At 35.6% G+C, this 15,129-nt stretch carries 9 protein-coding genes; all 9 read left to right on the top strand.

The features are described 5' to 3' along the window. The first annotated feature begins 105 nt into the window (after nucleotides 1-105). Genes H964_RS09305 through H964_RS09265 form a run of 9 tightly spaced genes read left to right on the top strand, consistent with a single transcriptional unit; the run spans nucleotide 106 to nucleotide 15,126 of the window. Nucleotides 106-633, top strand: a complete 528-nt coding sequence (locus tag H964_RS09305) for an adenine phosphoribosyltransferase (RefSeq protein ID WP_011916560.1) — start codon at nucleotides 106-108, stop codon at nucleotides 631-633. 47 nt (nucleotides 634-680) lie between these two features. After that, a complete protein-coding gene (locus tag H964_RS09300; RefSeq protein ID WP_193353824.1) occupies nucleotides 681-2,861 on the top strand; it encodes a RelA/SpoT family protein in 2,181 nt (726 codons plus the stop codon). 6 nt (nucleotides 2,862-2,867) lie between these two features. Then, on the top strand, nucleotides 2,868-3,317 hold the full coding sequence (gene dtd, locus H964_RS09295; protein ID WP_011916562.1) for a D-aminoacyl-tRNA deacylase: 450 nt from the start codon (nucleotides 2,868-2,870) through the stop codon (nucleotides 3,315-3,317). 47 nt (nucleotides 3,318-3,364) lie between these two features. After that, entirely contained in the window at nucleotides 3,365-3,964 is a 600-nt protein-coding gene (locus H964_RS09290; protein ID WP_039766973.1) for an MBL fold metallo-hydrolase, read from the top strand. A 54-nt stretch (nucleotides 3,965-4,018) separates the two neighbouring features. Then, complete coding sequence (locus tag H964_RS09285) at nucleotides 4,019-5,479, top strand: coproporphyrinogen III oxidase (RefSeq protein WP_083931510.1); 1,461 nt, start codon at nucleotides 4,019-4,021, stop codon at nucleotides 5,477-5,479. A gap of 17 nt (nucleotides 5,480-5,496) precedes the next feature. After that, nucleotides 5,497-6,399, top strand: coding sequence for a radical SAM protein (locus H964_RS09280; RefSeq protein WP_039766969.1), 903 nt, complete (start codon nucleotides 5,497-5,499; stop codon nucleotides 6,397-6,399). 28 nt (nucleotides 6,400-6,427) lie between these two features. Continuing rightward, entirely contained in the window at nucleotides 6,428-7,618 is a 1,191-nt protein-coding gene (gene wecB / locus H964_RS09275; RefSeq protein WP_039766967.1) for a non-hydrolyzing UDP-N-acetylglucosamine 2-epimerase, read from the top strand. 51 nt (nucleotides 7,619-7,669) lie between these two features. Further along, nucleotides 7,670-11,485, top strand: a complete 3,816-nt coding sequence (locus tag H964_RS09270) for a fibronectin type III domain-containing protein (protein WP_039766965.1) — start codon at nucleotides 7,670-7,672, stop codon at nucleotides 11,483-11,485. A gap of 17 nt (nucleotides 11,486-11,502) precedes the next feature. Then, a complete protein-coding gene (locus tag H964_RS09265) occupies nucleotides 11,503-15,126 on the top strand; it encodes a fibronectin type III domain-containing protein (RefSeq protein WP_039766963.1) in 3,624 nt (1,207 codons plus the stop codon). Nucleotides 15,127-15,129: the final 3 nt, after the last annotated feature.

Below are 15,129 nucleotides of genomic sequence, written 5' to 3'. Positions count from 1 at the left end.
CTTTTTATTTTTTTGAAAGATTTGAAGAGTAGGTATTCAAAAATTATTATCTTTTTTGATATACTTAATATCGTAAACACTAATTTGATAACAGGAGGATATGGAATGAATCTCAAGGAAAAATTTAGACACGTTTTGAATTTTCCAAAAGAGGGTATAGATTTTATTGATATAACAACAGTTTTGCAGGACAAGGACGCATTCAAGTATGCAATTGACTCCTTAGTTAACTTGGTAAAAGACCTTGACTTTGACCTTATTGTTGGTCCTGAATCAAGAGGTTTTATCTTCGGCGCACCAGTTGCATATGTATTGAACAAAGGCCTTGTACTGGTCAGAAAAAAAGGAAAACTTCCATACAAAACTGTATCTGTTGAGTATGAACTTGAATATGGCAAAGACATACTTGAGATGCACATTGACGCAATACAGCCAGGGCAAAAGGTTGTCATAATAGATGACCTTTTAGCAACAGGGGGTACAACACTTTCTAATATAAAGCTTGTTGAAAAGCTTGGTGGCAAGGTTGTCGGTATTGCATACCTTGTTGAACTTACCTATTTGAACGGAAGAGAAAATTTAAAAGGATATGACGTGAGGTCTGTTGTTCAGTTTGAATCTTCACTGATTTAAAAATTGAAGCCAAAAAAGTGGGCCAAAAATTAAAGTGGTCCATCGAGGTGGAATGGAATTTGAGTGACAAATTTGAACAGCTAATAGAAAAGGTGAAAAAGTACGCAACAGAGGAAGATGTCAATCTAATTAAAAAGGCATATGAATTTGCAAAAAAATATCATGACGGACAAGAAAGAAGCTCTGGTGAACCATATATAGTACATCCTTTAGAGGTTGCTTTGATTTTAGCTGACCTTGAGCTTGACATTGCTTCAATTGTTGCAGGACTATTGCACAATGTGGTAGAGGATACCTCTGCTTCACCTCAAGAAATCGAACAAGAGTTTGGTGGCGAAATTGCATCTTTGGTTGATGGTGTTACAAAACTTGGAAAGCTTGAGTTTACAAGCAAGCTTGAGCAGCAGGCGGAGAACTATCGTAAGATGCTTATTGCAATGGTAAAGGATATAAGAGTGATTTTGATTAAACTTGCTGACAGGCTTCATAATATGAGAACGTTGAAATATCTTCCGCCAGAGAAGCAGCGTCAAAAAGCACAAGAGACAATTGACATCTATGCACCGCTTGCGCACAGGCTTGGAATTTCAAAGATAAAATGGGAGCTTGAGGACTTGGCTCTTCGCTATCTTGACCCAGAAGGCTATTATGACCTTGTTGAAAAGATTGCTAAAAAGAGGGTTGAAAGAGAGGAGTATATCCAGAGGATTATTAATCTTATTTCAGAAAAACTCAAAGAAGCAAACATTGAGGTTGGTCAGATAGATGGAAGACCAAAACATTTTTATAGTATCTACAGAAAGATGAAGCAACAGGGAAAGACCTTGGAAGAGATTTACGACTTATTCGCTATAAGAATTATTGTGAATTCTGTAAAAGATTGCTATGGAGTTCTTGGTATAATCCATACATTGTTTAAGCCAATGCCGGGGCGGTTTAAAGATTATATTGCAATGCCAAAGCCAAACATGTATCAGTCCCTTCACACAACAGTGATAGGTCCTGAAGGAGAGCCGTTTGAGGTACAGATTAGGACTTTTGACATGCACAGAACAGCAGAATATGGAATTGCTGCGCACTGGAAATATAAAGAGGGGAGAATAAAGTCTACTGATGAGGATGAGAAGTTTGCATGGCTCAGAGAACTTTTGGAATGGCAAAAAGAGCTAAAAGATGCAAAAGAGTTCATGGAGTCTTTAAAGATAAACCTCTTCTCTGATGAGGTATTTGTGTTTACACCAAAAGGCGATGTTATAAGCCTGCCACAGGGTTCAACTCCCATTGACTTTGCATATGCAATCCACAGCGAGATAGGAAATAAAATGGCAGGAGCTAAAGTCAATGGCAAGCTTGTTCCAATTGACTATGAGCTCAAAAATGGTGATATTGTTGAGATTATTACATCCCCCAATGTACACGGGCCAAGCCAGGACTGGCTCAAGATAGTAAAAAGCCCTCAGGCAAAGAGCAAAATCAATGCTTGGTTCAAAAAAGAAAGGAAAGAAGAGAATATCCAAAAAGGAAAGGACATTTTAGAGAAGGAAATCAAGAAAATGAATCTTCCATTGCAATATGCCTTTAAGGAAGATGTCTTGCAGGCAGTTTCACAGCGCTACGGATACAGAACACCTGAAGACATGCTTGCAGCACTTGGCTATGGCGGGATTACAGTTGGAAAGATTGCCCTGAGGATCAAAGAAGAGATAAAAAAGTATCTCAAAGATGATACAGATAAGGAAATTTTGACTGAAAAGCCAAAACCAGCAAAAGCCTCTTCTAACAATGGTATTTTGGTAAAAGGTGTTGAAAATGTACTTGTGAGGTTTGCTAAATGCTGCAATCCTGTACCGGGTGATGAGGTGATAGGGTATATAACAAGGGGGAGAGGCGTTTCAATCCACAGGCGTGACTGTCCGAATGTTGAGCAGTATTTAAAAGAGCCTGAGCGAATAGTCGAGGCTGAGTGGCATGTGACAAAGGACGCAAAGTTTGACGCACAGATTCATGTTTTGGCAAACGACAGAACAGGTATTTTGATGGATATAACAAACCTATTGGGTGAGAACAAGATTTCAGTAAAAGCAATTCAGGGAAGAACAACGCGCGACAGAATAGCAAATATCAATTTAACTGTTGAGATAAGCTCAACCGAGCAGCTTGAAAAGATTATAAGAAAACTTAGAAAAATTGACAGTGTATTTGATGTTCAGCGTGTAAAAGGAGGCTAAAGCGTTTTGAGAGCAGTTGTACAAAGGGTAAAAAGAGCATCTGTTGCTGTTGATGGAAATGCAGTTGGAGAGATTGACAAAGGACTTTGTATATTGCTTGGGGTTGCAAACGATGATACAGAAGAAGATGCCAACTATCTTTGCGAGAAGATTGTAAATCTTAGGATATTTGAGGATGAAACATCTAAATTTAATCTATCATTAAAAGACATAGATGGAGAAGTTTTGGTGGTCTCAAACTTTACAGTCATGGGTGACGCAAGAAAAGGAAGACGGCCAAACTTTATGTTTGCAGCTGACAAAGAAAAGGCAGAAAGGCTTTATAACTATTTTGTAGAAAGGCTAAAAGGATTGGCAAAGAAGGTTGAGTGCGGAATTTTTCAGGCACATATGGAAGTTGAGATTGTAAATGACGGTCCTGTTACAATTCTTCTTGACAGCAAAAAAGTTTTTTAAATTTATCTTTTTGTTTTCTTATAAAGTAGAGGGGGTAAAGAATTTAAATGTTTTTTAAATGTATTGAGGTTGGAGATATTCTGACAAACTGCTATATCTTTGGGGAGAAGGAAGTTGTGATAATTGACCCAGGGGATGATGCAACAAAGATTGAAAATGTAATTGTGGAGAATAAACTTGTGCCATGTGCCATACTTCTTACACATGGTCATTTTGACCATATTTTGGGCTGTCATTATCTTAAGCAAAGATTCAAGCTGCCAATTTATGCACATGAAAATGAAAAAGAAATATTGCTAAATCCTGCGTATAATCTCTCATATATTGTTGGCTGTGAGGTAACAATAAACTGTGATGAGTATTTTAAAGATGGTGATGTACTTGAGTTTGGAGATTTGAATTTTAAGGTAATTCACACACCAGGGCACACACCGGGATCAAGCTGCTTTTTGTACGGTGGCGATATTCTTTTTTCAGGCGACACGCTTTTTAAAGACTCTTATGGCAGGTGCGACCTTCCACTTGGAGATGAACGACAGATTTTTGAGTCTATAAAAAATAAACTTTTGACTTTGTCAAAGAGCACAAAAGTTTATCCAGGTCATGGGATTCCTACTACAATAGGTGATGAGTTGAAAAATTTTTAAGGTAAATAATAAAGGAACTTATAGCAAATAAGCAAGCTATAAGTTTTTTATTTTATGTTTTTTAGATTTTTTGTAAAAAGGGGTAAGCTTGAGTTGAGGATTACATACTGTTCAAATAGCCAAAAATTTTTATACGATTTTCAGCATATAATCAGAGCATTTTACCCAGGCGCTGAACTTATGTTTGGCAATGGTGGAGATATTCATTTTGAGGCACATTTTGATGGCTTTAATGTTAGGATACAAACAGAGATGGAAAATAAAGAAATTGTAGTAAAAAACTTTATACTCACAGACGATGACCATGAGTCAAAGAGGATATTTGGCCGAAATCTTTATGACATTTTAAAGACTTTGACTGGTAAGGAACTTCCATGGGGTATTTTGACAGGGATAAGACCCACTAAAATAGCATATCCGCTTGTGGAGTCAAATCTTCCAGATAAAGAAGCCTCAGAATATTTGCAAAGGGAATACTATATTTCAAAGAAAAAAAGCTATTTTCTTCTTGAAGTTGCTAAAAATGAAACCAATATTTTGAATAGAGTAGATTCTTCTGCTGCTTGTTTGTACATTGGGATACCTATCTGTCCAACAAAGTGTTTATATTGTTCATTTTCTTGCCATGAACTGACCAAAAGAATAGAATCGCTTTTAAGCCTTTACACTCAAGCACTTTTGACAGAGCTTGAAAAAACTTATAAGCTAATTGAGGAAAATAAAAACAAGATTGTTGCTATTTATTTTGGCGGTGGAAGTCCGGCTGTCATAGGCGTTCAGAATATAAAAAGAATTTTTGAGAGCTTGTTTGCCAATTTGGATGTAAAAGATATTCGTGAGACCACATTTGAGGCAGGAAGACCAGATACTATTAATCGCGAGCTTTTGGAACTTTTGGCTCTTTATAAAAAGGACTTTAACATAAGGCTTTGCATTAACCCACAGACATCAAATGACCAAACATTAAAGATAATCGGCCGAAATCATACATTTGATGACATTAAAAAGGCATTTGAACTTGCAAAAGAATACGGCTTTGAAAATATAAACAGTGATGTGATTTTAGGTCTTCCAAACGAAATAGAGGAAGACTTCAAAAAGACAATTTACGATGTATTAAACTTAGGGCCTGCTTCTATTACAGTTCATACACTCTCAATAAAAAGGGCAAGTTTACTGAGGTTTAAGTGGCAGAACTATCGGTTCATGGACGAACATACAGTAAACAGCCTTCTTGATTGGGCAAGAGCAATTTTGAAAGAAAGGGGATATATTCCATACTATATGTATAGACAAAAGAATATGATAGGGAACTTTGAAAACGTAGGGTATTCAAAGAAAGGTTTTGAAGGTCTTTACAATGTAATGATAATGCAAGAAAAGCACAATATCTATGCCTGTGGTGCAAAAGCTGTTTCAAAGTTCATATTTGAAAATGACAGGATTGAAAGAATGTTCAATCCTGCTGATATACAGATTTACATTTCACGAATTTTAAATATTGAAAAGCTTTAAAGGAGGGACAACCATTTTTGCGCTACTTACAACTTCTTGAAAGCTGTACAATTTGTCCTCGTGAATGTAGGGCAAATAGACTTAAAGGTGAGACTGGATTTTGCAAAATTGCAGGTGGGATTAAGGTTTCCAAAGCATTTTTGCATTTTTGGGAAGAGCCATGCATCTCTGGTAAAAACGGTTCTGGCACTGTATTTTTCTCAGGATGTAATATGGGTTGTGTGTTTTGCCAAAACTATGAAATTAGCCAAAAGAGGTTTGGTGTGTATATAGATGTGGAAAAACTTGCAATGATATTTTTGAGTCTGCAGGCAAAAGGTGCTCACAATATAAATCTTGTAACCCCCACAATCTATGTTCCATATATAATTGAGGCGCTTGAAATTGCAAAAAGAAAAGGGCTTTCTATTCCAGTTGTTTACAATACATCAGCCTATGAAAAACCAGAGACAATAGAACTTTTGAGAGGATATGTAGATATATTTTTGCCAGACCTCAAATATTTTGATGATGAAACAGCCAAAAAATACTCAAACGCACCTTTGTATTTTGAATATGCTACAAAGTCAATCCTAAAAATGTATGAGATTGTTGGAGATGTGAAGATTGAAAATGGTATAATGAAAAAAGGTGTGATAATTCGTCACTTGGTTTTGCCAATGCACACAAACGACTCAATAAAGGTGCTAAGCTGGATAAAGGATAATCTAAAAGGGAAGGTTCTTTTGAGCCTTATGAGCCAGTACTATCCAATGTACAGGGCAGGTGAGTACAAGGAGATTTCAAGAAGGCTTACAAAAAGGGAGTATCAAAAGGTTGTAAACTTTGTGTTAGAAAATGGCCTTGACTATGGATATATTCAGGACTTAGATTCTGCAACAGACAAATACACTCCTGATTTTGATTTGGAAGGAATATAAATACGAAAGAAAGGATGGCTGCTAAACTATGGTAAAAACCTTAATAGTGTTCGGCACAAGACCAGAGGCAATCAAGATGGCACCTTTGATAAAAGAGCTTCAAAGTGATTCACACTTTGAGGTTCGGGTTTGTGTCACAGCCCAGCATAGGCAGATGCTTGATCAGGTTTTGGATATATTTAAAATAAACCCGGATTATGATTTGAACATTATGAAACAAAATCAAAGCCTTTATTCTCTAACAGCTGATGTAATAATAAAGTTTGAAGAGGTTTTAAAAAAAGAAAAGCCAGACATTGTTTTGGTGCATGGTGACACAACTACAACCTTTGCATCAGCTTTATCCTCATTTTATTTTAAAACAAAGGTTGGACATGTTGAAGCAGGGCTTAGAACTTATAATAAATTTTCACCTTTTCCAGAGGAAATGAACAGAAAGCTCACAGCAGTGCTTTGCGATATTCACTTTGCCCCAACAAGAAGAGCTAAGCTAAATTTGCTAAACGAAGGTGTTGAGGAAAAGGATATTTTTGTAACAGGAAATACAGTTATTGATACTTTGAAATATACCGTAAAGCAAAACTATAAGTTTAGAGAGCCAATTCTAAATGAGATTGATTATACAAAAAGAATAATCACTCTTACTGCTCACAGGCGTGAGAATTTTGGGAAACCGCTTGAGAACATATTTGAAGCAGTCTTGCACTTAACAGACTCTTTTGATGACATTCTTTTTGTATATCCTGTGCATCTGAACCCTAATGTGAAAGATGTTGCAGAAAGAGTTTTGAAAGGTCATCCAAGAATCATCTTGACAGGTCCCATTGATGTTGATGATATGCACAATCTCATGGCAAGAAGCTACTTGGTCTTGACAGACTCTGGTGGTCTTCAGGAAGAGGCGCCTTCATTGGGAAAACCTGTTGTTGTTTTGAGAGATACAACAGAAAGGCCGGAAGCAGTTTTAGCAAACACAGTAAAGGTTGCTGGTACAGATAAAGAGAGGATAATTGAAATAGTGGAAAAGCTTCTGACTGACAAAGAAGAGTACTCTAAAATGGCTCATGCAGTAAATCCTTATGGTGATGGATTTGCGTCAAGGAGAATAAAGGATGCACTTTTATACTATTTCGGTTACAAGAAAGAAACGCCAGAAGAGTTTAAAGGAAGTGACATGTACGTGCAGAAACTTTACAGAAGGGTTTTAAAAGCCGATTAATAAGTTATGAAAGAAAGTTATTGAAGATTTATTTGCAAGGTGGGATTATTAATGTACAACATAATGAAAAAACTGATTGCTATTTTGTGTATTGTGGGAATTTTGACACCTAATTTTAATTTACAAGGTTATTCCCAGACCTTGAGTTCTTCATTAAGCTTGACAGTTGTACGTGATAGCAATGGCGTTTATAAAATAACAAAAAATTCAATTTCAATCAAATGGAGTGCGGTTGAAGAAGCAACTTATTATACAGTTGAAGCTGCTTATTCAACCAGCCGAATAGATTTTTCAACTGTAACTACCAATACATATTGTGATATAACTGGACTTGCCCCAGCAACCCTCTATAAGATAACGGTGTCTGCAAAAGATCAAAATGACAAGGTTATAACTTCCCAATCAATTTATGTTATTACAGAGTTTAAACTCTCTGCCCAACCAGAGCCAGACCCTGTAAAAGAGGAGGATATTCCGCTTGGGTCAGGCGGAGAACACCCAAAGCTTATTATATATTTTAACAAAATAGACATTTCGCCCGATTTTCAAGATGATGTAGGATTTAGAGGCTATAATATCTTTGTTGGAAAAAGCCAAACAGCCTCAGATGCTAATCAGTATTTTGTTGATAGTACTACGAATGAAGTATATAAATATCAAGGGGATGTAAATACTACTATTCCGATAAGGCTTGTAAAAGATGGGCAGGAGCAATTTGCTTCAGAAGATAGAGGAATAGTGAGCTTAACTGTATATGATAAATACGATGGAATTGACACACCAGAGCTTTATCCTGGTACAATGTACTACATTACTATGAATCCCAAATTAGACAACACAGCTGTTATATACAAGCCACTTAGCAATATATCTAGTCCTACTTTGATGCAAGTAAGTGCTGCAAAGATAGGCGAGATTGAAAAGGACGGAAAGATTTTGGCTTTGGTAAGAGTGCAGTGGCGTGGTGTTGATCCCGGCAATTATAAGCAAGATGAGATAAAGTATCAGGCTTATTATGCGACAAGTGCAAATGAACTTCCAAGAGATAACCTTCCTCCTCAGAATATCTTTGCAACAACTTCGTATTATCAAAATGAGGCTTATATACCAGGTCTTTCTATGACAACAAAGTACTATTACATACGAGTTGAGGCAGTCTTTGCAGATGGAACAAGAATTCCGTCTGCTTTGATAAAGGTTTCAGTTACTGAGCTCACTGACATTCCACCAACACCCAGGAATTGTCAAGCTGAGAAACTATCACAAACCGAAATTAAGGTTTCATTCGACAAACCTGTTTCAGATGATGTGTATTACAGGTATCAGATTTGGTATTCAACTCAGTACGATGATGTATTAGATGCTAATAATAATCCCACTGTGTACAAGCTTGTATATCCATCCGAGAGCTATAATCCTAATATAGATGGATTTGTTTCAAGTGATTTTATAAAAGATGGAACAAAATATAGCTACATTATCAAAAATCTAAATCCCAACACAGTTTACTATTTCAAGATAAGAATAATAAATATTGCTGACCCAGACAATCCAAAGAAATCTGATTTTTCCCTTGTGTTTGTGGGTACAACAGAAACAATACCAACCTTATTAGTTCCTCCAATTGACGACAAATTTGTAACAAAGATAGACTCAGATACCGACAAAATTGTAATCTATACGTATCAAGATAATCTATTAAAAGAAGTACATGACAAGGTATATGAATATGTAAAAAACAGTGTAGTATTTACAAATTATCAAAATGTTCAAGAGTCTGTGTATTATCAAGTATATGTTTGTGAGTCTATTTGGGATGAAAACAAAGTGGTTGTACACTTTGAGCTTTCAAGTGATGACCTCAAGAGCCAAAATCGAATTGAGATAAACAATTTAAAACCAAATACCATTTACTACATCAGATTTAAAGTAAGAGTTTTGCTTCTTGATAAAAATTATTTTTCAGATTTTAGCAAGGCTTATGTAGTTACAACAAAACCTCAACCGGTGCCTCCAACCATTTCAAGACCAGAGATTCCCAAAAACTTTATGATAGCACCAGAAGATGAAGCTTTGACCCAGGTTTCTGTAAAGCTGAGGTGGGATACAAAACAAAATCAGTCTTATGTAATTCTTCAGACGTTTAGACCTTTAGAGGACAATAGTTTGAGCTTGGATGATACAATTAGGTATTTTACGAATACTTTAAAACAAAGAGTTGAAATTTATTCGCAGAGCCAATCAGGGGGTTTTGTGTTAGAAAAGGTGGTATATGACCCGAATTATCCTAATGCTCCGGTTGGTGCAAAGGTGTATAAATATGTTACATCACCTTGTGTTTTTAATAACCTTGCTCCAAATACGCTTTATTATTTCTCAATCAAGGCAATAGAAAATGGCTTAGAGTCTTACTGGGGAAGCATAGCCATTACAACATCGCCTATAGAAAAGCCTGAAAATTTAATCATTTTATCAAGAGACTCAAGTGGTCATGGTTTAACAGTCCAGTGGCAGGGAAGTCAAGCTTATGGTTATCAGATTTTTGTAAAAACAGAGAGCGATACTGGTTTTACTTTAGTGTACTCTGGCAATATAACTCCTTCTTCCATAATTGACTCAAGAACAGCTCTTTTTAAATACTATATCGGAAATCTTAAGTCAAATACTCTTTATTACATCAGAGTAAGAAGTATTCATATCCCTACAGGCAAGGTTTCTTTGTTTGCTGAAATTTTGGGAAGAACACTATTTAATCAAAGTGACTTTGACCAAGATCAGAAAAAAATTAAAGAACAAGAGGAGAACAGAATAAGAGAAATTCAAAGCCAAAAACAGACTACAGTAGTTTTAGAAAATAGCTCTGATAGATATTTTCTCTATATAATTGACCAAAATGCTTTAGATGAGATAGAAAGATCAAATAGCAGTGAATTTATTATTGACTTGACAAAGGCACTGTATAGTAATGCAAAAGGACAGGTCCAATTTTCATACAGAGTGGCTGACAAGCTTGAAAAGATGCAAAAAACTCTTGTGATAAAGTACAGGAATATAACAATAAAAGTACCAGCAGGTGCTCTGAATGTTCCTGAAGTTGAGATGCTTTCTAAAAGATATAACATTGATAAAGGAAATATCTTGCTTTTTGCTGAGGTGGCATTGGCTTCATGGCAAAGTATTCCTTCAATGTACAGTGCAGATTCGGATGTCGTAAATTTCAAATTCTCTGCCAAATATTACTACAATGATGATATACCTATTTCAAACCTTCCAAAGCCCATAGATGTTACTATGTTCTACAATACGCCAATTGTGTTGCCAAATGAAACAAGAGTTGTCTACAACTTTTCGGATAGCAGTTTTGTAAGTAGCTTTAGCATTGATAAGATGGCAAACAAAGTTATGTTTAATACTACTAAAACAGGAATATATGGTATTTTAAAAACTTCAGCTTCTTCAAGTTACACAAGTAGCAAATACAAAGACGACATAGTTTATCTTGCTCAAAAATACAATCTCAACGATTTGTACTCCAGCTTTTCTAAAGTCTTGACTCAGGAATATGCTGAGGCAGTTTTGAATACAGTATTTGCCTCGGCAGTAGAAAACATCAAAAATGGTTATCTTACAAGGCAAGAAGCAATTTATCTTCTGGCTAAGGTTTATGAGACAAAAAAGAATACATCGGTGGATAATATTCTGATTACCAAGTCTACTAATTTTAATCCTGATGGAAGATATAAAAAGTATATACTTTCTATGATGTCAATTGGAGTTGTAGACATGGATTTAAACCCAACTGATAGTATAAATGTTGATGAGTTTGTTCACTACGTTGTCAACTTAGAAAGACTTCTAAATTTCTAAAGAATGGGTGATTCCAAATGAGACTTTTTGCTAAAAGACTAATTTGCATATTTTTGTTGATTTCTTTTGTTTTTAGTCTAATACCATTAACAGTTTTATCGCAAACTACAATTGTGCTTCCTGCACCCCAGCAACTTTCTATTGCAATGCAAAATAATCTGCCAAGAATAGAGGTTGGGCAAGACGGTACAATTACAATATATTTTTCATGGCAATATTCTTATTCTGATTTTGACTATTTCGAGCTATACTTGGGGGATGACCCTAACAAGTTCAGCTATGTATATACAATCTACAAAAATGTAGACCCAAATTTAACTGTAACAAATGAACAAAATTATGTTTATAAAGTTCAAGGACTTCCCGATGGGCAAAAGATACCAAGTGGTACAATCTTCTATGCAAAGGTAAGAGCAGTAAAAGTTTTGCAACAGCAGACAGGAAATGTTGTATATTACTCATCTTATTCTAATACCATAGTTTTTTTAACTCCAATATTTGTTGAAGCTACTACAGCTTCAGAAACTTCGATTGACATTGTTTGGGATGATGTGTATTATGCAGGAAAAAGGATTGACTATGATATATATGTGTCAAAAGATATAAGCTTTACTACACCAACTAAATACCAAATTGACGGGGATAGAATTACACTTTTGCAGAGCCAAAAACCAGGCGGAAGAGTTGAGATTCTGCCAAACAGGAAATTAAAATATACAGCAACAAATCTTGCGCCGAGCAGTTTATACTATGTAAAGATTTTACCCAGGAATCTACCCTCTGAGGTAATTTGGCGAGACCCTCAGACATACACTCCGCCAAATCCAAAGATAATTGGCGAGGCTGCAACCTACATTCAGGCAGAGGCCCAAAGAATTGCTGACAATGTAGTGTGGCTCAAATGGGCAAAGGTTAGTATTGCTGTAGGAAATGATTATGAGATATATAAAGGTAGCAAAGACCAAGTACCAACCTTGCTTGGTATGGTTTCAACAAATGAGTTTTTTGCAATGGTAAGTATAACCGAGGATGTATTTTTCAGAATTCAAGTTGATGTGATTGATGCATTTGGACGAAAGGTCTCAATAAGGTCTAATGATTTGTATGTACATCCCTATACACTACCTTATGCTCCGCCAGCAGTAGAAGATTTGACAGCTTTTCCAAAAAGTCAGGATACTATAACCCTAAGGTTTAAGATTCCTTCTGATAAAGAGGTTGTGTATGACTTTTATTACAAAAAGTATATTGATACAAACTCAGACTTTACTCTATATGTTCCCAATTACCAGATGAAAGATTCTGATATTGAGAAAGATGCCAACAACATTCCTACTGGGTACTACAAATTTGACATTACTGGGCTTGAGAAAAATACTGTGTATGTCTTAAAAGTAGTTGTAAAGAAAAGATTTTTTGACTATGAATCTGGTACTTACATATACAGAGAATCAACACCTGCCATGGCAATCTCCTATACACTATCTGGAGATATTGCTCCGCCAACCACCCCCACATCACTTTCTGTGGTGTACTGCACATATGATAGTGTAACGCTTTCTTGGACGCCTATTTACATTGCAGGTACTCAACCACCTGTAATTGACCAGAGTATATCATATGAGGTAAACTTTGCAGTTTACCAAGATGGTATGGACCTTACTCACCCCGAAAATCTTGACTTGACAAATTTTCAAAGAATTGTACTTTCAAATCCTCAAATTGACTCAGGTGGCAAGATAACTTTTAAGGTGGGAAATTTAAATCCTGATACAAGATATGTATTTTTCATAAGAGCAATTAGGAGGATAGACAACAAAGACTATTATTCGCTACCTTCAAATGTAGTTATGGCAACAACACTTGCAAAGTATGAAGTGCCTCTTCCCTCAAAGCCGCCGATTGTCGAAGATTTGAGTGTAGTATCAACTACATACAATACCATAACACTTTCATGGCAGTTTATGGAAAATGTCTATTTTGAAATTCAGATTTCGGAGGATATAAAAAATAGTAGTGGATGGAAAACAATATCTGATAGTTTCAAGCCTTCTATAAAAGAAATTGACTATCAAGCAGGTATTTGTTATTTCACAGCAAGAGATTTAAAACCGGATACATTGTACTACTTTAGGGTAAGAGCTTATATCATAAAAGACAACCAGAGAATTTATTCAGAATATAGTAGTCCTGTGTTTGGTAAGACCCAAAAAATGCCACCACCAAAGACGCCAATTGCCTTTGGAATAAAAGATTACGGCAAAGACTATGTTGTTTTTGTATGGGAGCTTGCAGAAACAGGAAGAAAGTACATGATTGAGATTGCAGACAACATTTCTTTTACAAACTCACAAAAGTATACAACTGATGTAGACATAACAGAGTATAAGGTTGATAAGCTAAAACCAAACACACGTTATTATGCAAGGCTTTTTGCAATTGGCTCAGACGGGCAAATGTCGCAGGCTACCGACATTGTTTCATTTGTTACAAAAAAGGATGTGAGTGAATACACAGGGGTGTTTGAACCGATTGAAGATACAACAGCTCCTACGGTGATAACTGAAGATGTTTCTAACAAGACAATGATTATTGAAATTACCTATAAATACGTAAATGACACATTAGATTCAAAACCGGTTGTAATAGACTTTACAAAAAGGGCAAATTATGCTATTTCACAGTTTGTATTAAAAATAAGGTATGATGTTTTGGGTGCACTTATAAGACTTAACAAGAGTTGTCAAGTTATCTTGGATGAAGCAAATGCCGAGTTTGATTTTAGCAGTCTTAATGTAGATGAGTTAAAAAAGCTTTCCATTTCTAATTTTTCGCCAAGTAATATATATGTACAGCTTTCTTTTGTAAAGAGCAGTAGCAAGTTTAACATTCCAAATGCTATCTCAGAAATTTATGACATAAAATTTTTGGCTTTGACATCAACCCAGCAAATTGGTATTAGCAGTTTTAACTCTCCAATAAGTTTTAGTATTTCAAATAGGGAACCTTGGTCAACCATCGTACCTTATGTATTTGATCCAGTTATTATGAACTGGAAGCTACCGAGTTCTTATAAGCTTTCAAATGATAACAAAAATGTATCTTTCATCTTAAACTGTCCACAAGCAGTTGTGATTACAAGAAAAGGATTTTACAATGACATTGTACAAAGTAGTTATGCATCAAAGCTTTATTATTTATTCCAAAGCATTCCAAGCGATGACCAAAGTAGTTCCATAGGCATAAAAAATCCTGTTGGAAAGTTAGAACTGGCTTCATTTTTGGTTTACTTTGCAGAGAAGAAAAGACTTTACAGATTTGAGGTTATAAGTGAATATGTGGAAAAGGCATATAAAGCAGGTCTTATTAGCAGCATTGATGATAATTCTTATCTTACAAAAGAAGCTGCAGTTGATATGCTTGTTAAATTTTATGAGATTTACACAGGTGATAAGATTGCTACTGAAGATGTAACGTGGAATAAGATAGGGGTTGACGATGCATATATTGATTCAATTAAGAAAGCTTATAAAATGGGATGGCTTTTTGACTATGTGACGTTCAATCCAAAAGAGACTGCAACAAGAGAGTATGTTTTGGCAGTGTTTTATCACATTGTTTCAAGAATTACTGGAAAGTAAGGG

It is taken from the genome of Caldicellulosiruptor sp. F32, assembly GCF_000404025.1.
Taxonomy (GTDB): domain Bacteria; phylum Bacillota; class Thermoanaerobacteria; order Caldicellulosiruptorales; family Caldicellulosiruptoraceae; genus Caldicellulosiruptor; species Caldicellulosiruptor saccharolyticus.
The sequence above is the reverse complement of the archived record's forward strand: the minus strand, read 5'-3'. Positions and strand labels throughout refer to the sequence as shown.